This window comes from Janibacter sp. LM, from assembly GCF_039631275.1.
GTDB classification, from domain to species: Bacteria; Actinomycetota; Actinomycetes; order Actinomycetales; family Dermatophilaceae; genus Janibacter; species Janibacter terrae.
Genome location: NZ_JBDIVG010000005.1, coordinates 1 through 18,307, shown reverse-complemented (window position 1 = coordinate 18,307; position 18,307 = coordinate 1). Strand labels below are relative to the sequence as shown.

20 protein-coding genes are annotated in these 18,307 nt (G+C 72.9%); 6 read left to right on the top strand and 14 right to left on the bottom strand.

Features of this window, described 5'->3' with window-relative positions:
• Window positions 1–4 precede the first annotated feature (4 nt).
• The 6 genes from tsaD to alr are packed head-to-tail and all read right to left on the bottom strand — an operon-like array spanning window position 5 to window position 5,126.
• Window positions 5–1,084 carry a tRNA (adenosine(37)-N6)-threonylcarbamoyltransferase complex transferase subunit TsaD gene (gene tsaD, locus ABC138_RS03265; protein ID WP_345912744.1) on the bottom strand — a complete coding sequence of 360 codons (1,080 nt, stop codon included), beginning with the start codon at window positions 1,082–1,084 and terminating at the stop codon, window positions 5–7.
• Window positions 1,081–1,554, bottom strand: coding sequence for a GNAT family N-acetyltransferase (locus ABC138_RS03260; protein WP_345912743.1), 474 nt, complete (start codon window positions 1,552–1,554; stop codon window positions 1,081–1,083). Before ABC138_RS03260 ends, tsaD begins: the two co-directional genes overlap by 4 nt.
• Entirely contained in the window at window positions 1,551–2,300 is a 750-nt protein-coding gene (gene tsaB / locus ABC138_RS03255; protein WP_345912742.1) for a tRNA (adenosine(37)-N6)-threonylcarbamoyltransferase complex dimerization subunit type 1 TsaB, read from the bottom strand. Before tsaB ends, ABC138_RS03260 begins: the two co-directional genes overlap by 4 nt.
• Window positions 2,297–2,779: a tRNA (adenosine(37)-N6)-threonylcarbamoyltransferase complex ATPase subunit type 1 TsaE gene (gene tsaE / locus ABC138_RS03250; RefSeq protein ID WP_068321705.1), complete on the bottom strand. Its 483-nt coding sequence runs from the start codon at window positions 2,777–2,779 to the stop codon at window positions 2,297–2,299. Before tsaE ends, tsaB begins: the two co-directional genes overlap by 4 nt.
• The gene (locus tag ABC138_RS03245) at window positions 2,776–3,918 is read right to left on the bottom strand and encodes an alpha/beta hydrolase (protein WP_345912741.1); all 1,143 of its coding nucleotides are present in this window, start codon (window positions 3,916–3,918) and stop codon (window positions 2,776–2,778) included. The genes tsaE and ABC138_RS03245 overlap by 4 nt, the downstream gene beginning before the upstream one ends.
• Window positions 3,918–5,126 carry an alanine racemase gene (gene alr, locus ABC138_RS03240; RefSeq protein WP_345912740.1) on the bottom strand — a complete coding sequence of 403 codons (1,209 nt, stop codon included), beginning with the start codon at window positions 5,124–5,126 and terminating at the stop codon, window positions 3,918–3,920. The genes ABC138_RS03245 and alr overlap by 1 nt, the downstream gene beginning before the upstream one ends.
• Window positions 5,127–5,175: 49 nt before the next feature.
• On the opposite strand from alr, the gene mgrA reads away from it, so the two are divergent.
• Both mgrA and ABC138_RS03230 read left to right on the top strand, forming a co-directional pair.
• Window positions 5,176–6,219, top strand: a complete 1,044-nt coding sequence (gene mgrA, locus ABC138_RS03235) for an L-glyceraldehyde 3-phosphate reductase (RefSeq protein ID WP_068321700.1) — start codon at window positions 5,176–5,178, stop codon at window positions 6,217–6,219.
• Between the two features lie 32 nt (window positions 6,220–6,251).
• The gene (locus ABC138_RS03230; RefSeq protein ID WP_068321698.1) at window positions 6,252–6,800 is read left to right on the top strand and encodes an ACT domain-containing protein; all 549 of its coding nucleotides are present in this window, start codon (window positions 6,252–6,254) and stop codon (window positions 6,798–6,800) included.
• On the opposite strand, the gene ABC138_RS03225 is transcribed toward ABC138_RS03230, so the two are convergent.
• Genes ABC138_RS03225 through glmS form a run of 3 tightly spaced genes read right to left on the bottom strand, consistent with a single transcriptional unit; the run spans window position 6,797 to window position 10,525 of the window.
• Window positions 6,797–8,272 carry an NAD(P)H-hydrate dehydratase gene (locus ABC138_RS03225; RefSeq protein WP_345912739.1) on the bottom strand — a complete coding sequence of 492 codons (1,476 nt, stop codon included), beginning with the start codon at window positions 8,270–8,272 and terminating at the stop codon, window positions 6,797–6,799. The two genes, ABC138_RS03230 and ABC138_RS03225, sit on opposite strands and share 4 nt — an antisense overlap.
• Window positions 8,273–8,307: 35 nt before the next feature.
• Entirely contained in the window at window positions 8,308–8,661 is a 354-nt protein-coding gene (locus tag ABC138_RS03220) for a holo-ACP synthase (RefSeq protein ID WP_068321691.1), read from the bottom strand.
• Between the two features lie 4 nt (window positions 8,662–8,665).
• A complete protein-coding gene (glmS, locus tag ABC138_RS03215; RefSeq protein WP_068321689.1) occupies window positions 8,666–10,525 on the bottom strand; it encodes a glutamine--fructose-6-phosphate transaminase (isomerizing) in 1,860 nt (619 codons plus the stop codon).
• A 50-nt stretch (window positions 10,526–10,575) separates the two neighbouring features.
• Here glmS and coaA point away from each other — a divergent pair, with 50 nt between their 5' ends.
• Window positions 10,576–11,541 carry a type I pantothenate kinase gene (coaA, locus tag ABC138_RS03210; RefSeq protein ID WP_068321686.1) on the top strand — a complete coding sequence of 322 codons (966 nt, stop codon included), beginning with the start codon at window positions 10,576–10,578 and terminating at the stop codon, window positions 11,539–11,541.
• Window positions 11,542–11,607: 66 nt separating this feature from the next.
• On the opposite strand, the gene ABC138_RS03205 is transcribed toward coaA, so the two are convergent.
• The 3 genes from ABC138_RS03205 to ABC138_RS03195 all read right to left on the bottom strand — a co-directional run bounded on the left by ABC138_RS03205 (window position 11,608) and on the right by ABC138_RS03195 (window position 15,059).
• Entirely contained in the window at window positions 11,608–12,366 is a 759-nt protein-coding gene (locus ABC138_RS03205) for a hypothetical protein (protein WP_345912736.1), read from the bottom strand.
• A gap of 194 nt (window positions 12,367–12,560) precedes the next feature.
• Window positions 12,561–13,799 carry a PhoH family protein gene (locus tag ABC138_RS03200; protein ID WP_245634778.1) on the bottom strand — a complete coding sequence of 413 codons (1,239 nt, stop codon included), beginning with the start codon at window positions 13,797–13,799 and terminating at the stop codon, window positions 12,561–12,563.
• A gap of 504 nt (window positions 13,800–14,303) precedes the next feature.
• A complete protein-coding gene (locus ABC138_RS03195; RefSeq protein ID WP_068321677.1) occupies window positions 14,304–15,059 on the bottom strand; it encodes an isoprenyl transferase in 756 nt (251 codons plus the stop codon).
• 129 nt (window positions 15,060–15,188) lie between these two features.
• Between ABC138_RS03195 and ABC138_RS03190 the strand changes: the two genes are divergently transcribed.
• Complete coding sequence (locus ABC138_RS03190) at window positions 15,189–15,908, top strand: hemolysin III family protein (protein WP_068321674.1); 720 nt, start codon at window positions 15,189–15,191, stop codon at window positions 15,906–15,908.
• Here the strand turns inward: ABC138_RS03190 and ABC138_RS03185 are convergent.
• Together ABC138_RS03185 and mca are read right to left on the bottom strand one after the other, a co-directional pair.
• Window positions 15,849–16,133 carry a hypothetical protein gene (locus ABC138_RS03185; protein WP_169701786.1) on the bottom strand — a complete coding sequence of 95 codons (285 nt, stop codon included), beginning with the start codon at window positions 16,131–16,133 and terminating at the stop codon, window positions 15,849–15,851. The genes ABC138_RS03190 and ABC138_RS03185 overlap by 60 nt on opposite strands.
• On the bottom strand, window positions 16,130–17,062 hold the full coding sequence (mca, locus tag ABC138_RS03180; RefSeq protein ID WP_068423738.1) for a mycothiol conjugate amidase Mca: 933 nt from the start codon (window positions 17,060–17,062) through the stop codon (window positions 16,130–16,132). The genes ABC138_RS03185 and mca overlap by 4 nt, the downstream gene beginning before the upstream one ends.
• A gap of 165 nt (window positions 17,063–17,227) precedes the next feature.
• Between mca and ABC138_RS03175 the strand changes: the two genes are divergently transcribed.
• Both ABC138_RS03175 and greA read left to right on the top strand, forming a co-directional pair.
• Complete coding sequence (locus tag ABC138_RS03175) at window positions 17,228–17,653, top strand: DUF4307 domain-containing protein (RefSeq protein WP_068321666.1); 426 nt, start codon at window positions 17,228–17,230, stop codon at window positions 17,651–17,653.
• Window positions 17,654–17,823: 170 nt separating this feature from the next.
• The coding region (greA, locus tag ABC138_RS03170) for a transcription elongation factor GreA (RefSeq protein ID WP_345912734.1) at window positions 17,824–18,307 on the top strand (484 nt) is incomplete at its 3' end.

Sequence of the window (18,307 nt, the reverse complement as noted above, 5' to 3'; positions counted from 1 at the left end):
GGGGTCAGTGCGCGTGGTCGTGGTCGACGTGCACCGGCAGGCCGGTGCTCACGTCGGTCACCGGCAGCGAGCTGTCGGCGGGCAGCGACAGGTCGCTCGCGGGCCGCCCCTTGAGCATCATCTGGGCACCGAGGCTCGCGACCATCGCGCCGTTGTCCGTGCACAGCCCCGGCCGCGGGACGCGCAGCGCGATCCCGGCGTCGTCGCAGCGCTGCTGGGCCATCGCCCGCAGGCGCGAGTTGGCGGCCACGCCGCCACCGATCTGCAGCGCTGCGACGTCGTGCTCACGGCAGGCGAGGACCGCCTTGCGGGTGAGCACGTCGACGACGGCCTCCTGGAAGGAGGCGGCGACATCGGCGACCGGGACCTCGCGGCCGGCGGCCCGCTCGGTCTCGACCCAGCGCGAGACGGCGGTCTTCAGCCCCGAGAAGGAGAAGTCGAACCGGTGGCGCTCCATGTCCTTGCGCGACGACAGCCCGCGTGGGAAGTCGATGGTGATCTGCCCGTCGCCCGCGGCGCGGTCGATGTGCGGCCCACCGGGGAAGGGCAGGCCGAGCACGCGCGCGACCTTGTCGAAGGCCTCCCCCGCCGCGTCGTCGATCGTCGCGCCGAGGCTGCGGATGTCGTGGGTGACATCGGGGACGAGCAGCAGCGAGGAGTGGCCGCCGCTCACGAGCATCGCCAACGTCGGCTCGGGCAGCGGGCCGTGCTCGACGATGTCGACCGCGACGTGGCTCGCGAGGTGGTTGACGCCGTAGAGCGGGACGCCGAGCGCGAGCGCCAACGCCTTGGCCGAGGCCACCCCGACCATGAGGGCGCCGGCCAGGCCGGGGCCGGCGGTGACGGAGATGCCGTCGAGGTCGCCGAGTGCGACGCCGGCCTCGCGGCAGGCCCGCTCGATCGTCGGGACCATCGCCTCCAGGTGCGCGCGGGAGGCGACCTCGGGCACGACCCCGCCGAAGCGCGCGTGCTCGTCGACGCTCGAGGCCACGGCGTCGACGAGCAGCTCCTCGCCGCGGACGATGCCGACGCCAGTCTCGTCGCACGACGTCTCGATGCCGAGGACGAGGGGCTGGCTGCTCATGACTGCCTCCCGAGGTCGAGGGCGAGGACGAGCGCGTCGACCCCACCCGCGTAGTAGCCGCGACGGGTCTGCAGCAGCTCGAACCCGCGTGCGGCGTACAAGCCGCGGGCGGCCTCGTTGTCGGCGCGCACCTCGAGGAGGAGGCGCTCGGCGCCCGCGGCGCGGGATCGCTCGACGAGCTCCTCGAGCAGTCGTCGGCCGAGGCCCGTGCCCCGGGCGCGCGTCAGCGTCGCGATCGTCATGAGGTCGCTGACCTCACCGCCGTGGTCGAGCCCGGCGTACCCGGCGATGCCCTCCTCGTCCTCGGCGAGCAGGTACTCGCGCCGTGGCCGCCCGGCGAGCTCGCCCCACCACGAGGCCTCGGACCAGGCCTCGGTCCCGAAGAGGTCGACCTCGTGCCCGGCGAGCTCGGCGAGGTCCTGCCAGCGCACCTCCCGCAGGACGAAGGGGGTCTGCGTCACCGTGGTCACTGGTCCGCCTCCCCGCTCCGCGGCTCACCCGACGACCCACGGCCCGCCTGCCGCAGCGGGCGCTGCTGCTGGCGGGGCGGGGCGGCCAGGGAGGGCTTCGGCGGCGCCGGCGCGACGGCGTCCGGGCGGCGCAGGTAGAGGGGCTCGACGGGCATGTCGTCCCCGGCGGCGAGCCTCGTGACCGCGAGGGTCGCGAGGACGCCCGCGTCGACGTCGAGCAGGTCGCTGGCGTGGGGCAGCAGCTCGGGGTAGAGCAGCGGTCCACGACCGACGGTGGGCAGGGCGCGGACCTCCTCGGGCAGGTCGGCCGGGCGGGTCACGCTGGGGTCGTCGATCGCGGTGGCCGTCCCTGCGGCACACCGGTACCGGGCCCAGTAGACCTCCTTGCGCCGCGCGTCGGTCGCGACGAGCAGCAGGCCCTCATGACCCTCGACGGCGGCAGCCGCAGCCAGGGCGTCGAGGGAGCAGACCCCGTGGACGCTGATCCCCCGGACGTGGGCGAAGGTCACGGCGGTGACCAGTCCGACCCGCAGCCCGGTGAAGGGTCCCGGACCGGTCCCCACCGCCACGTGGGTGATGTCGGCGGTCGTGGCGCCGGCCGCGGCGAGGGTCTCGGCGACGAGGGGCGCGAGCAGCTCGGTGTGCCGGCGCGGGTCGAGCACCGACCGGGTCGCGAGCACCTGCGCGCCGTCGTGCACGGCGACGGTGATCGCCGAGGTCGCGGTGTCCAGCGCGAGCAGCCTCATGCGTCTCCCCCTTCGTCCCGCAGGAGGGACTCGACATCGGTCCCGGCCCAGCGCGGGCCGACGGCCAGCACGTCCAGCCGGCGCGACTCGGTGGCCGGGTCGGCGACGAGGGTCAGCTCGAGGCGGTCGTCAGCGAGCCCCTCGGCGAGGCCGGCGCCCCACTCGACGACGGTGACGGCCTCGTCGAGGTCGGCGTCCAGGTCCAGGCCGTCGAGCTCCGCGGCGCCGCCGAGACGGTAGGCGTCGACGTGGACGAGCTCGGGCCCGTCACCGAGGGGCGGGTGCACCCGCGCGATGACGAAGGTCGGGGAGGTCACCGCGCCGCGGACACCGAGGCCCTCGCCGAGGCCACGCGTCAGGGTCGTCTTGCCGGCGCCGAGGCCACCGGTGAGGACGACGAGGTCACCGGCACGCAGCAGGCGCGCCAGCCGGCGGCCGAGCGCGACCGTCGCGTCGGTGTCCGGGAGGACCAGGCTCACGTGCTGGCCACCTCGTCGACGGCCCCCTTCGCCCGCTTGGCGTCGCGCGCCGCGTCGTCGCCGCGGGTGCGCTCGAGGAGACCGAAGATCGCGTCCGTGACCGGACCGGGCCGCTCGAGGTAGAGGATGTGCCCGACGCCGGGGACGACGACGTGCTCCGCGGTCGGCAGCGCCTCGGCGAGCGCGACGCTGTGCTCCGGCGGCGTCATCTTGTCCGCGGACCCGGCGACGATGAGGACCGGCGTCTCGCGCAGACCGGGCAGCGAGGCGCGGATGTCGAGCTCGTCGAGCTCGGGCAGGAAGGCGCCGATCGTCTCCAGCCGGGTACCGAAGACCATCGTGGCGACCTTGCGCAGCAGCTCCTTGGGCACCGGCTGGCCGAAGGCGTAGTACTGCACGAGTCGCTCCTCGATGGCGCGCCCCCCGAGCCGCAGCCCGCCCCAGACGGCCTCCTGGTCACCGAGCCGTCCGAGGAACCCGGGGCCGAGGCGCGCGATGATCCGGTCGAAGACCTGACCGAGGCCCAGCCGGACGAGGCTGTCGCCGCCCGCGCTCGTCGCGATGAGCGCGGCGCCGGCGACGCGGGCCCGGGTGTACTGCTGGTACCGCCCGGCGAAGCTCATGATCGTCATGCCGCCCATGGAGTGGCCGACGAGGACGAGCTGGCCCTCGGGCGTCGTCGCGTCGAGCACCGCCCGCAGGTCCATGGCGAGCTGGTCGATGGTGCACCGCTCGAGCTCGCCGACCTGCGAGGCGCCGTGGTTGCGCTGGTCGTAGCTCACGACGCGGTAGCCGGCGTCGACGAGGGCGCGACGCTGGTGCACCCACGAGCTGAGGTTCAGCACGAAGCCGTGGATGAGCACGACCGTCGGGCCGTCCTGCGGGCTCCAGCCCTTCGGCTCGTCGATCTCGGCGTGCAGCACGAGGCCGTCGTTGGCCGGTACCGCGACGTACTTGTCCGTGGCGAAGGGGAAGACGTGCACCTTGTCGGCGCTGGTCACCGCGTGGGCCCGGGACCGTCGGGCGACGGACCTGCCGGCGAGGCCGGCCCCGGCGAGCGCGATGCCGCCGACGGCCGCTGCCGCCAGGCCGATCCCGGTCGCCGCGGTCCTGCCGAGGCCGGTGCGCTGCTCGTCCATCACGACTCCTCCAGGTAGCGGCGCGGGACGCGGGGCCCGAGCCGGGTGACGATCTCGTAGTTGATCGTGCCGATGGCCGCGGCCCAGTCCTGCGCGGTCGGCTCGCCGGCGGCCTCGCGGCCGATGAGGACGACCTCGTCGCCGGCCGCGGCCGGGTTGTCGGCACCGAGGTCGAGCACCACCTGGTCCATGCACACGCGCCCGGCGATGGTGTACCGACGCCCGTGCACCTGCATCGGGCCGACGCCCGAGGCGTGCCGCGGGATCCCGTCGGCGTAGCCCAGCGGCACGAGGCCCAGGCGGGTCTCCGCCGGTGTCACGTACTGGTGCCCGTAGGAGACGCCCTGACCGGCCGGGCAGTCCTTCACGGCGATGAGCCGCGCGGTGACCCGCATGGCCTCGCGCAGGCCGAAGTGCGTCGGCCCCCCGATGTCGGGCACGGGGCTCAGGCCGTAGATCGAGATGCCGGGCCGCACCATGTCGAGGTGCGCCGAGGGGTTGGTCAGGGTCGCCGCCGAGTTGGCGAGGTGGCGCAGGCGCGGGCGCAGCCCGACGCGGTCGGCGTCGGCGAGCACCGCGGCGAAGGTCTCCTGCTGCGCCCGCACCGTCGGGTGGTCCGGCGCGTCGGCAGAGGCGAAGTGGGAGAAGATCCCCTCGACGTCGACGACGCCCTCCGCCTCGAGCCGGGCGGCGTCGACGAGCATGGCGGCGAGGTCCTCGCCCCAGGCACCGCCACGGCCCAGGCCGGTGTCGACCTTGAGGTGGATCCGCGCGGTCGTGCCGAGCGAGCGGGCGGCGGCGGCGATCTCGGCCAGGGCCCAGGGGGCACCGGCGGAGAGGGTGAGGTCCTCACCGATCGCGCCCGCGAGGTCGGCGCCCGGCGGGTAGAGCCAGGTGAGGATCGGCGCGCTCACGCCGGCGGCACGGGCGGCGCGGGCCTCCGCGAGCTGGGCGACCGCGAGGTAGGTCGCTCCTCCGGCGAGGGCGGCCCCGGCGACCGGCACGAGGCCGTGCCCGTAGGCGTCGCCCTTGATGACCGCCATGACGTCCGCGTCGCCGGCGAGGCGGGAGAGCTGGGCGACGTTGTCACGGATCGCCGTGAGGTCGATGTCGGCCCACGCCGACAGACCGACCGTGGACGCCCCCTGCGGCAGGACGGAGGGGGTCGCGACGGACGGGAGCTCGGGGTGCGGGGTCGACAGGTCCATGGGGCTTCCGGACAAGTCTAGGTCGCGCCGGCGGGGCAGGATGGGAGGCATGACGTACCGCACTGACGACTACCAGGCCGATGGCACCCGCTACGACGGGACGGACTACCGCCGCTGCGGACGCTCCGGGCTGGTGCTGCCCCCGATCTCGCTGGGTCTGTGGCACAACTTCGGCGACGCCGAGCCGCTGGAGACCCAGCGCGCGGTGCTGCGACGCGCCTTCGACCGCGGCGTGACGCACTTCGACCTCGCCAACAACTACGGCCCGCCGTACGGGGCGGCCGAGCGCAACTTCGGGACGATCTTCGCGCAGGACCTGCGGCGCTACCGCGACGAGCTGGTCCTCTCGACCAAGGCCGGCTGGGACATGTGGCCCGGGCCCTACGGGCAGGGCGGCGGCTCGCGCAAGTACCTGCTCGCCTCCCTCGACCAGTCGCTGGAGCGGATGGGGGTGGACTACGTCGACATCTTCTACAGCCACCGCTTCGACCCCGACACGCCCCTCGAGGAGACGATGGGCGCCCTCGACGCCGCCGTCCGCAGCGGCAAGGCGCTCTACGTCGGCATCTCCTCCTACGGCCCCGAGCGCACCCGAGAGGCGCACGCGATCCTGCGGGAGATGGGCACGCCCCTGCTCATCCACCAGCCGTCGTACTCGATGATCAACCGCTGGATCGAGGACGAGCTGCTCGACACGGTCGACGAGCTCGGCATCGGCACGATCGCCTTCACCCCGCTCGCGCAGGGGTTGCTCACCCACAAGTACCTCGGCGGCATCCCGGCCGACTCCCGGGCCGCGCGCGAGGGCACCGGCATCGTCGACCAGCTGACCGAGGACAACCTCGCGCGTATCCGTGCGCTCGACGAGATCGCGCAGGGGCGCGGGCAGACGCTCGCCCAGATGGCCCTGGCGTGGGCGCTGCGCGACCGGCGCGTCACCTCGCTGCTCGTCGGCGCCCGCACCGTCGAGCAGCTCGACGACAGCCTCGACGCGATGGAGCGCCCGGACTTCACGGACGAGGAGCTGCGGCGGATCGACGAGCACGCCGTCGACGGCGGGGTCAACTGGTGGGCGGAGTCCGCGCAGGGCTGATCGCGAGGCGGCGGTGGGGCTAGCCTCGGCTCATGCGCACCGTCGTCATCAGCCTCATCGCCGCCGACCGTCCCGGCCTCGTCGCCGACCTCGCCCGCACCGTCGCAGAGCAGGGCGGCAACTGGCTCGAGAGCCAGATGGGCCGGCTCGGAGCATCGTTCGCCGGCGCGGCCCTCGTCGAGATCGACCACGAGCGGGTCGAGTCGCTCACTGCCGCGGTGCGGTCGCTCCCGGACGTCGGCGTCGTCGACGTCTCCGTCACGTCGGCCGGTGACGACCCGGGGCAGTCGGTCGACCTGCAGGTCGTCGGCCAGGACCAGCCCGGCATCGTGCGCGACGTGACCACGGCGCTGGCCGCCCGCGGCCTGAGCATCCGCGAGCTGCACACGTGGACGAGCGACGCCCCGATGAGCGGCGAGCGACTCTTCGAGGCCGTGGCGGTGGTCGGCGTGGGACCCGACGTCGACCTGGCCGCCCTGCGCAGCACGCTGGACGAGGTGTCCGCGCAGCTGAGCCTCGACGTGCGCATCGACGACGGGCTCGAGCCCTCGGCCTGGGGCGCGGTGCCCGAGCGCGGCTAGCCCGCGTCGCGCAGCAGGCCCGCGACGGTGCGACCGAGGGCGTGCGCGAGGTCCAGCGCGCGGAGCGGCCCACCGGGGCTGGCGACGTCCGCGGCCCGACCGTGGACGAGGGCGCCCAGCGACCCCGCCTCCGCCGGCTCGAGGTCGGCCGCGAGCAGCACGCCGAGGAGGCCCGCGAGGACATCCCCGGCGCCGGCCGTCGCGAGCCACGCCGGGGCGTCGTCCTGGACGTGGACCGGCCCGTCGGCGTCGACGACGAGCGTCGTCGCGCCCTTGAGGAGCACGGTGGCGCCGGTGGCCTCGGCGAGCGCCCGGGCGTGCTCGAGCGGTGACCCCTCGACCTCCTCGCGGGTCAGCTCGGTCGTGCGACCCCGCAGCCGGGTGAGCAGGCGGGCGCACTCCCCCGCGTGCGGGGTGAGCAGGGTCGGTGCGTCACGCGGTCCCTCGACGAGGTCGAGGCCCCCGGCGTCGACGAGCACCGGCAGGTCGGAGGCGAGCGCCGCGCGGACGACCTCGGTCTGGGCCGCCGCACCCTCGGCCGTCGAGGTCACGTCGAGGCCCGGCCCCACGACCCAGGCCTGGACCCTCCCTTCGCCGTGGACGGCCTCGGGGACGGCGGCGCGCACGAGGGCGCTGGGGGTCGGGGTGCCGACGTAGCGGACCATCCCCGCGCCCGCGGTCACGGCCGCGGTCACGGCGAGCACCGCGGCACCCGGGTACTCCTCGCCGCCCGCGACGACCCCGAGCACGCCCCGGGAGTACTTGTCGTCCTCGGCGGTCGGGACCGGCCAGAGCCGCGCGACGTCGTCGGGCGTGTGGCGCACCACGGCCGGCGTCGCGCCCTGGAGGTCGAGGCCGATCTCGAGCACCGTGAGCACGCCGCACGCCACCTCGGTCGGCGGCAGGAGGTGCACCGGCTTCGGGGCGCCGAAGGTCACCGTCTCGTCGGCGAAGACGGCGTCGGCCACCAGCGGCCCGCCCTCGACCGGCTGCCCGCTCGGGGTGTCGACGGAGATGACCCAGGACCGGTCCCGGATCGCGTCGACCCACGGGCGGGCGAAGGGGGCCAGCCCCGGTCGCCCGCCGATGCCGGTGATGCCGTCGAGGACCACCTCGGCGCGGGAGATCGCGGTGACCACCTCGGGACCGGCACCCGTGAGCACGGTGACGCCGCGCGTCGTGGCCAGGGCCGCGGCCTCGATCTGGACCTGCGAGGCGCTCGGGTCGGCGCACACGGCCGTGGCCGCGAAGCCGCGTCGGGCCAGTCGGGCCAGGGCGAAGAGCGTGTCGGCGCCGTTGTTGCCGGGCCCGATGAGACCGACGACGGTGCGGGCGCCGCGCTCGCGCATGCGACCGGCGGTGAGCCGGGCGACACCCCGGGCGGCCCGCTGCATGAGCTCGCCGCTCTCGAGGAGCTCGGGGAGTGCTGCCTCGGCCGCGCGGATGGTCTCGACGGAGTAGCCGGTGATCACGAGACCGACGCTACCGCGCCCCCTTCGCCCCGGGGTCAGGCGGACTCGGCGACGACGAAGGCCGTGGCGATGCCCCCGTCGTGGCTCAGGGAGATGTGCATGCGGGCGACGCCCATGTCCTGCGCCCGCGCGGCCACCGTGCCGGAGATGACGAGGACCGGCTCGCCGTGCTCGCCGTTGGTCACCTCGACGCCCTGCCACGGCAGGTCGCCGGGGGTGCGCAGCGCCTTGCCGACCGCCTCCTTGGCTGCGAAACGGGCCGCCAGCGAGTGCAGCGGAAGGCCGCGCTCGCTCTGCGTGAACACGCGGTCGCGCAGCTTCGGCGTGCGGTCGAGCCGCTCGCCGAGCCGCGCGATGTCGACGACGTCGATGCCGACCCCGATGATCACCGGGTCACTCGACGGTGACGGACTTGGCCAGGTTGCGCGGCTGGTCGACGTCCAGGCCCTTGGCGGTCGACAGGTGCAGGGCGAAGACCTGCAGCGGCACGACCGTGAGCAGCGGCTGCAGCAGCGGTGAGGTGTGCGGCACGCGGATGACCTCGTCGGCGAAGGGGAGGACCTCCTCGTCGCCCTCCTGCGCGATGACGAGGGTGCGGGCCCCGCGCGCGCGGATCTCCTGGATGTTGGAGACGACCTTCTTGTGCAGCTCGTTGGGCGTGTCCGGGCCGGGCACGACCACGAAGACCGGCTGGCCGGGCTCGATGAGCGCGATCGGGCCGTGCTTGAGCTCACCGGCGGCGAAGCCCTCGGCGTGGATGTAGGCGAGCTCCTTGAGCTTGAGCGCGCCCTCCATGGCGATGGGGTACCCGACGTGGCGGCCGAGGAAGAGCACCGCGCGGGTGTCGGCCATGAAGCGGGCGATCTCCTTGACCCGGTCCATCTCGCCCAGGAGCGACTCGATCTTGGCGGGCACCTCGTGCAGCTCGGCCATGACGGCCTTGGCGTCGTCGGCGTAGGTCTCGCCGCGCAGCTGCGCGAGGTAGAGGCCGAGCACGTAGCAGGCGGTGATCTGCGCGAGGAAGGCCTTGGTCGAGGCGACGGCGATCTCGGGTCCGGCGTGGGTGTAGAGCACGGCGTCGGACTCGCGCGGGATCGTCGCGCCGTGGGTGTTGCAGACCGAGACGGTCAGGGCACCGAGCGAGCGCGCGTGCCGCACCGCCATCGCCGTGTCGGCGGTCTCGCCTGACTGGCTGATCGAGACGACGAGCGTGCGGTCGGAGACGATCGGGTCGCAGTAGCGGAACTCGTGCGCCAGCGCGACCTCGACGGGGATGCGGGTCCAGTGCTCGATGGCGTACTTGGCGACCATGCCGGCGTAGGCGGCGGTGCCGCACGCGACGATGGTGATGCGGTCGATGTCCTTGAGCTTGGCCTCGTCGATGCGCAGCTCGTCCAGGACGAGGCGTCCGTCGGCGTCGGTGCGGCCGAGGAGGGTGTCGCCGACCGCCTGCGGCTGGTCGTGGATCTCCTTCTCCATGAAGGTGTCGTAGCCGCCCTTCTCGGCGGCCGCGGCGTCCCAGGTCACCTCGTAGGGCTTGCCCTCCGCGGGGGTGCCGTCAAAGTTGATCACCGAGTACGAGGACGGCGTGATCGTGACGATCTGGTCCTGGTCGAGCTCGACGGCCCGCTTGGTGTACCCGATGAAGGCAGCGACGTCGGAGCCGAGGAAGTTCTCCCCTTCGCCGAGACCGACGACGAGCGGGCTGTTGCGACGGGCCGCGACGACCGTGTCCGGCTGGTCCGCGTGGACCGCGAGGAGGGTGAAGGCGCCCTCGAGGCGGCCGACGACCGTGCGCATGGCCTCCGTGAGGTCACCGGTCGCGGCGAAGGCCCGGGCCACGAGGTGCGCCGCGACCTCCGTGTCGGTCTCGGAGGTGAACTCCGCGCCCTCGGCGAGCAGCTCCTGCTTCAGCGCGTGGAAGTTCTCGACGATGCCGTTGTGGACGACCGCCAGCTTGCCGTCGCCCCCGCCGCGGTGCGGGTGCGCGTTCTGGTCGGTCGGACCACCGTGGGTGGCCCAGCGGGTGTGGCCGATGGCGGTCGCCGACCCGGGGACGGTGTCGCCCTCGAGCGCGCCGCGCAGGTTGGCGAGCTTGCCGGCACGCTTCTCGGTGAAGACCCCGCCACGGTCGACGAGCGCGACGCCCGCGGAGTCGTACCCGCGGTACTCGAGGCGGGCCAGGCCCTCCATCACGACGTCCAGGGAGCGGGCACCGGAGTCGGGCCCCACGTATCCAACGATTCCGCACATGACGGACAGGCTAACCGTCCGTGCGTCGTCGCCAGACCACGTGGGACACAATGGGGGGCGTGTCCACCGCCCTCACGGCGACGTTGCCGTCCCCCTTCGTCGAGCTCGACCGCCAGGCGTGGGCCCACCTCCGCGAGAACCACCCCCTCAACCTCGACGAGGGTGACCTCGCCCGCCTGCGCGGGCTGAGCGACCCGATCGACCTGGAGGAGGTGCAGGAGGTCTACCTCCCGCTCTCCCGCCTGCTCACCTTCTACGTCTCGGCGACGACGCGGCTGCACCGCATCACGTCGACCTTCCTCGGCGAGCGGCCGCCGAAGGCCCCCTTCGTCATCGGCGTCGCCGGGTCGGTCGCCGTCGGCAAGTCCACGACCGCGCGCATCCTGCGCGAGCTCATGCAGCGCTGGCCCGACACCCCCAAGGTCGACCTCGTGACGACCGACGGGTTCCTCCTGCCCAACGCCGAGCTCGAGCGCCGGGGGCTGCTGCAGCGCAAGGGCTTCCCGGAGTCCTACGACCGGCGGGCACTGCTGCGCTTCATCTCCGCGATCAAGGCCGGCCAGCCCGAGGTCACGGCGCCGGTGTACTCGCACCTGACCTACGACATCGTCCCCGACGAGCGGATCGTCGTGCGCCAGCCGGACGTGCTCATCGTCGAGGGGCTCAACGTCCTCCAGCCGCCGGGGGCGCGCAGCGACGGGCGCACCGGTCTCGCGGTCAGCGACTTCTTCGACTTCTCCGTGTACGTCGACGCCAACGTCGCCGACATCCGGCGCTGGTACGTCGACCGGTTCCTCAGCCTGCGGCAGACCGCCTTCGCCGACCCGGCGTCGTACTTCCACCGCTACGCGAGCCTCACCGACGAGCAGGCCGAGGCTCGGGCGCTGCACATCTTCGAGACGATCAACGAGCCCAACCTCGTCGACAACGTCCTGCCGACCCGGGGCCGGGCCACGCTCGTGCTGACGAAGGGCGCCGACCACCAGGTCCGCCGGATCCGCCTGCGCAAGCTCTGACGCCGCGCGACGACGAGGCCCCCGCCGACCCAGGGGTCGCGGGAGCCTCGTCGTACCGGCAGCGGCTCAGTACCAGTGCGGGTTGTTGCTGTCCCAGAAGGCCTTGGCCCCGCAGGGCGTGCCGTAGGACTGCTTGATGTAGTCCATGCCCCAGTGCATCTGGGTGATGGGGTTGGTCCTCCAGTCCTCGCCCGAGGTGGCCATCTTGTCGGCCGGCAGGGACTGCGGGATGCCGTAGGCGCCCGAGCTGGGGTTGGTCGCCTTGTAGTCCCAGTTGGACTCGCCGTTCCAGAGGCTGATGAGGCAGGACCACTCGCCCTCGCCCCAGCCGAACTCCGGGAGCATCTCCTTGGCGTACGGCGCGGGGTCCTTCTGGATGACGGCGATCTCGGCGTCGGTGAACTCACGCTCGCTGACCGGCTTGGCCTTCTCCTCGGCGCGCTTCTTCTTCGCGGCCTCGGCCTTGCGCCTCGCCTCGGCCTTCTTCTTGGCCTCGGCCTTCTTGGCGCGCTCGACCTCGGACAGGCGGGCCTGCTCGCGGGAGGCGCTGCGGGAGACATTGGTCGTGCGGCGGTCCTGCGCCAGGCGCGTGGCGTCGACCGTGGCGGTGTCGGCGGTCACCTCGGAGGTCGGGGACTCGACGGCGGCAGCGCTCCCGTCCGAGTGCGAGGGGTCACCGATGGCGACGGTGGCGCCGACCGATCCGAGCATGGCCACCGCGAGGGCGCCACCGACGAGGGGGCGACGGACGGCAGCGCGCAGCGCGGCTCCCTTGCCCCCCTCGGGGGCACCGCCGTGTCTGGGCGCGTAGCTCGACGAGAGCACGTGACCAGCTCCTTTCCGTGAAAAAGCCACTCACGGGGAGTGGCCAAGTGCCGCCGGCGACGACGAGGCGTCGGACCGGCCGTTATCTTTTCGAGACCTTAGCCGACGGGCCGCGCCGGACGCAAAGCGCCCCTGTGGACGAAGGGGAGGCCCCGCCCGGTGATCCGGCGGGGCCTCCCCTTCGCTGCGGGGGGTCAGAGGTCGAGGCCCTCGAGCAGGTCCGTGACGAGCGCGGCGATGGGGCTGCGCTCGCTGCGGGTGAGGGTCACGTGGGCGAAGAGCGGGTGACCCTTGAGGGTCTCGATGACCGCGGCGACGCCGTCGTGGCGACCGACGCGCAGGTTGTCCCGCTGGGCGACGTCGTGGGTGAGGACGATCTTCGAGTTCTGCCCGATGCGGGACATCACGGTGAGCAGGACGTTGCGCTCCAGGCTCTGCGCCTCGTCGACGATGACGAAGGCGTCGTGGAGGCTGCGGCCGCGGATGTGCGTCAGCGGGAGCACCTCGAGCATGTCGCGGTCGAGGATCTCGTCGACGACCTCCTTGGAGACCAGCGCGCCGAGGGTGTCGTGGACCGCCTGCGCCCACGGGCCCATCTTCTCGGACTCGCTGCCGGGCAGGTAGCCGAGCTCCTGGCCGCCGACCGCGTAGAGCGGGCGGAAGACGACGACCTTGCGGTGCTGGCGCCGCTCCATGACCGCCTCGAGGCCGGCGCACATCGCCAGGGCGCTCTTGCCGGTGCCGGCGCGACCGCCGAGGCTGACGATGCCCACGTCCGGGTCGAGCAGCAGGTCGAGGGCGATGCGCTGCTCGGCCGAGCGGCCGTGCAGGCCGAAGGCGTCACGGTCGCCGCGCACGAGTCGCACCTGCTTGTCGGCGCCGACCCGGCCGAGGGCGCTGCCCTTGGGCGAGAGGATCTTCAGCCCGGTGTGGCAGGGCATCTCGGCGGCAGCGAGGTGCTCGACCCGACCGGTCTCGTACAGGTGGTCGACGTCCTCGGCACTCATCTCGAGCTCGGACATGCCGGTCCAGCCGGAGTCGGACGGACGCTGCTCGTGGCGGTACTCCTGGGCGTCCAGGCCCACCGCCGAGGCCTTGACCCGCATCGGCAGGTCCTTGGAGACGATCGTGACGTCGGCGCCGTCGAGGGAGAGGTTCTTGGCCACGGCGAGGATGCGGGTGTCGTTGTCCCCGAGCCGGAAGCCCGACGGCAGGGACTGCGTATCCGTGTGGTTGAGCTCCACCCGCAGCGTCCCGCCGTCCTCGCCGACGGGCACCGGCGCATCGAGGCGGCCGGCGGACACGCGCAGGTCGTCGAGGAGACGCAGTGCGGTCCGCGCGAAGTAGCCGAGCTCCGGGTGGTGCCGCTTGCCCTCGAGCTCGGTCACGACGACGACCGGCAGGACGACCTCGTGCTCCTTGAACCGCAGCATCGCGCGCGGGTCGGAGAGGAGGACGGAGGTGTCGAGCACGTAGGTGCGGGGGCCCTCGTCCTGGGGCGGGAGGTCCACCGGGTCGGGCGCGCCCTCGGGCTGCGCGAGCGAGGGGGTGACGGTCTGGGTCATCAGGTCGTCCACGTCGGTCTCCTCCACGGGCGCCGCGCCGGCAGGCGCGTGCGCGCCTACTCTCGGTGCTGGTGCCGGGACCGGGCCGCGGGCCGGAGCCGGGGCCGGGTCCGGCCCCTCCTGCTGAGCAGCTGCTCCATGCGAGGCCTCCCGAGACGTCCTGCGGTGTGCGGGTCGTCACGCTCAACGTAGGACCACCGGAGCAGGACGCGCGCGACGTCGGGGGCGTGTCGCGGGTGCGGCTCGAGGTGTTCACGCCGTCGACACCTCACCCGCCCCACGGGCCACTCCTGTCCCTCCCCCTTCGTCCGGCCACGACCGCTCGTCTGCATTGCCCTAGGGCAATGCAGGGTCGGGAGAGCGAAGGGGAGGTCAGGCGCCGAAGCGGCGGTGCCGGTCCGCGTAGGAGCGCAGCGCGCGCAGGAAGTCGACCCGGCGGAACTCGGGCCAGTAGACCTCGCAGAAGTAGTACTCGCTGTGGGCGGACTGCCACAGGAGGAACCCGGAGAGCCGCTGCTCGCCCGAGGTGCGGATCACGAGGTCCGGGTCGGGTTGGCCCTTGGTGTACAGGTGCGCGCCGATGTCCTCGACGGTCAGCTCGCTGGCGATGTCCTCGATCGTCGCGCCCTGCTCCGCACGGTGGCGCAGGAGCGAGCGGACCGCGTCGGCGATCTCCTGGCGACCGCCGTACCCGACCGCGACGTTGACGATGAGGCCCTCGACCTCGGCGGTCTCCTCCTCGGCACGGCGCAGCGCGGCGGCCGTCTGGACCGGGAGCATGTCGAGCGCACCGGCGGGGTGGAGCTGCCAGCGGCCCGCGGCGGCGAGGTCGGCGACGAGCCCCTCGATGATGCGCAGCAGGCGGTCGAGCTCCTCCGGCGGACGGGTGAGGTTGTCCGTCGACAGCAGCCACAGGGTGACGACCTCGACCCCGGCGTCCTCGCACCACTCCAGGAAGCTGGCGATGTTGGCCGCGCCGGCCCGGTGCCCCTCGTCGGCGTTCGCCCCGCGCGCCTTGGCGAAGCGGCGGTTGCCGTCGACGATCATCCCGACGTGCCGAGGGACGGACTGGGAGTCGAGGTTGCGGACGAGCCGCCTCTCGTAGGCGCTGTAGAGCGGATTGCGCACTCGCGGTTCCCTTCCTGGCGACGTGGTCCGCCCAAACCTACCTGCGCGACGTGTCCGCCCTCACGCGCGTCCCCGTGGAGACCCGACGCACATGGCCAACCTACGGGCCCGTAGGTTAACGTCTTCGGCATGGATTCCCCCCGGGCAGAGATCAAGGAGCTCGGCGAGCACGTCGGCGAGCACGTCGACGCATTCGTCGACGCGGTCAAGCCGCACCTGCGCGGGTGGCTCCACCTGGTGACCGCCCCGCTCGCCCTCATCGGCGGGCTCGTCCTCACCTCGACCGCCCCGACCCAGGCCGGGCGCATCGCGGCCATGGTCTTCACGATCACCGCCGGCCTGCTCTTCGCGACCTCGGCGATCTACCACCGCGGCCGGTGGGGACGGCGCGCGGGCGCGGTGCTGCGGCGCTGGGACCACGCCAACATCTTCCTCATCATCGCGGGCAGCTACACCCCCTTCGCGCTGATGCTGCCGCGCCAGCAGGCCATCACCCTGCTCGTCATCGTCTGGAGCGGGGCGATCATGGGCGTGCTCTTCCGCGTCCTGTGGATCGGCGCCCCGCGCTGGCTCTACGTGCCGGTCTACGTCGCGCTCGGCTTCGTGGCCGTCTTCTACATCAAGCCGCTGCTCACCCACGGCGGCTGGACGATCCTGGCCTTCGTCGTCGTCGGCGGTGCGCTCTACACGGCCGGCGCGCTCGTCTACGGGTTCAAGCGTCCCAACCCGTCACCGCGCTGGTTCGGCTTCCACGAGATCTTCCACGCCCTGACGGTGCTGGCGTTCATCTCACACTTCGTCGCGGCGACCCTGGCCCTCTTCGGGCCCATCGCGACGAACGCCGGCTGAGCCGCCGGACCCCTCCGGCAGGTCCTGGTCCCGAGCGCGCTCGGTGAGGTCGTCACGGGCCCGCGCCTCCTCCTGCTGTCGGCGCAGCTCGTCCTTCTGCGCGAGGTTCATGCGACGCAGCCGCGTGAACATGCTGCGCATGATCAGCCACAGCGCGACCGCGAGGAAGAAGAAGGCGACGAAGGCCCACCAGCCGGGGCCGACCTCGGTGCTCGGGGCGCTCATGACCACTCCCTCACGGTCGGTTCGGTCCGCTCGTCGAGCACGAGCTCGAGGTCACCGCGGGTGGCGAGGGCGTCGGCCTCGGCCAGGCTCGTCGGCACCCCGGCGAAGAGGTCGTCCTCGGGGACCGTCGTCGGCACGTGGCTCATGACGAGCTCGTACTCCTCGGTCGGCCACAGGTCGGCCTGCACGTCGTTGGGCACGGCGAAGAAGAAGCCGTCGGGGTCGATCTGCGTCGCGTGGGCGCGCAGCGCCTCGTCCCGCTGGTCGAAGAAGTCGGAGCACGGCACCCACGTGGTGAGCGTGCGCTGCGGACGGCCCTCGGTGCGCTCGATCCACTCGACGAAGGGGGACTCCTGCCCCCGGGCGATGAGGGCCTCGTGGAAGGTGTGGATCCGCTCGCGGCTGAACCCACCGATGTAGTAGAGCTTCAGCGGTTGCCACGGCTCCCCCGCGTGCGGGAAGGCCTCCGGGTCGCCCGCGGCCTCGAAGGCCGCGACGCTGACGCGGTTGGTCATGACGTGGTCCGGATGCGGGTAGCCGCCGTTCTCGTCGTAGGTCGTCACGACGTGCGGGCGGAACCGGCGGATCTCGCGGACGAGGGCCTCGGTCGCCACCTCGAGGGGCTCGAGGTAGAAGCAGCCGGCGGGCAGCGCCGGGAGCGGGTCGCCCTCCGGCAGACCGGAGTCGACGAAGCCCAGCCACGTGTGCTGCACCCCGAGCGCCGCCTGCGCCCTGGCCATCTCCTCGCGGCGCACCTGGACGAGGTCGCGCAGGATGTGCACGTCCCCCTTGAGCTTGGGGTTGAGCACGTCACCACGCTCACCGCCGGTGCACGTCACGACGAGCACCTCCGCGCCCTCGTGGACGTAGCGGGCGGTCGTCGCGCCACCCTTGCTCGCCTCGTCGTCGGGGTGGGCGTGCACGGCCATCAGCCTGAGTGCTTCCACTGCTCGGGTCCTCCCGGAGGGGTGCGCCCGCGGCCCGGTGTGCCGCCGCGGACTTCGGTCACGGACAATGGCTCCATCCTCTCACCGCGCCCGGGTGGTCTCGACCGCCGGCCGGACCGACCCCCTTCGTCCCGCAGGAGCCCGTGCATGACCTCCGACGCCCCCGACGCCGTGCCCGCCTGGGACCCGGAGCGCGAGGAGGCAGAGGCTGAGTCGCGCCGCGACCGGGGCAGCCGTCGCTGGTGGGTCGTCGCCGCGGTGCTCGTGACGCTCGCGACCGCCCTGACGATCTGGTTCGGGATCTCCGGCACCCGAGGCGCGATCACGACGACCGACATCGGCTTCGAGAAGGACAGCGACAGCCGGATCACCATGGTCTTCGACGTCACCCGTCCCGAGGGAACGGCGGTCTCGTGCACGATCGCGGCGATGGACGGCAGCTACGCGCGCGTCGGGACCAAGGAGCAGCTCGTCCCGGCGAGCCGGGAGCGCACCACCCGGGTGCGCGCCGCCGTGCGCACGACCACCCGCGCCGTGACGGCCACCGTGCAGGGCTGCTCGCGGGTCGAGTGAGACCTGCACCCACGCCGATTCCGCGTTATACTGGTCCTTTACCGCAACCGTGGGTCTGGACCGATGGGTCCAGACCTTTGTGCTTGACCCGGACGACCGGGCGGCACCACCGGTTCATCGTCCACGGGGGTTCACCAGGTCTCCCCGCGGCCCGAAGCAAGGAGTTACCCGTGACCCAGACCGCGTCTTCCGCGTCCTACCTGACCCAGGAGGCGTTCGACCGACTCCAGGCCGAGCTGCGCGAGCTCTCGGGCCCGGGTCGTGTCGACATCGCCAAGCGCATCGAGGCTGCCCGTGAGGAGGGCGACCTCAAGGAGAACGGCGGCTACCACGCCGCCAAGGAGGAGCAGGGCAAGATGGAGGCCCGCATCCGCCAGCTCAAGCAGATCCTCGACACCGCGATCGTCGGCGAGACCCCGCCCGACGACGGTGTCGTCGAGCCCGGCATGGTCGTCACCGTCGAGATGTTCGGCGAGGAGGAGACCTTCCTCCTCGGCTCCCGTGAGATCGCCGACGGCAACGACTCCATCGACGTCTACTCCGAGCAGTCACCGCTCGGCGGCGGTATCAACGGCAAGAAGGTCGGCGAGACGGCCACCTACCAGGCCCCCAACGGCAAGACGATCGAGGTCAAGATCCTCGCGGCCAAGCCGT